1 protein-coding gene is annotated in these 434 nt (G+C 36.4%); it reads right to left on the bottom strand.

Annotated features, from left to right (window positions below; translation table 11 throughout):
- On the bottom strand, positions 1-434 hold a 434-nt coding region (locus tag A9G35_RS03655; RefSeq protein WP_141673758.1), incomplete at both ends, for an integrase core domain-containing protein.

Below are 434 nucleotides of genomic sequence, written 5' to 3'. Positions count from 1 at the left end.
GGTAAGTGTTTTTTAAATTCAACGGGAGGCAAGTAGCCTAACGAAGAATGTAATCGTTTATGATTATACCAATAAGCATAAGCCGAAAAAGCGCGTTGTAACTCAGCCGTTGAGTTGAAACGTTGGCCTTTTACAAATTCCGTTTTAATTGTTTTAAATGTCGCTTCCGCTACCGCATTGTCATAAGGACATCCTTTCTTGCTTAATGAATGCGTGATATTAAATGTCTTAAAACAATCCGCTAATAACCGATTATCAAACTCTTTACCTCGGTCTGAATGAAATAAATCTAATTTCGATAATGGCATTTTAATTTGGCTTAATGCCGACATAACAAGCTCTGCTGTTTTATGTTGACCAACATGGTAACCGACAATCTGCCTATCGGATAAGTTCACTAAAACACATAAATAGTTCCAACGTTGCTTAACTTG

The organism is Gilliamella sp. Choc5-1 (assembly GCF_001690595.1).
Classification (GTDB): domain Bacteria; phylum Pseudomonadota; class Gammaproteobacteria; order Enterobacterales; family Orbaceae; genus Gilliamella; species Gilliamella apicola_M.
The sequence above is the reverse complement of the archived record's forward strand: the minus strand, read 5'-3'. Positions and strand labels throughout refer to the sequence as shown.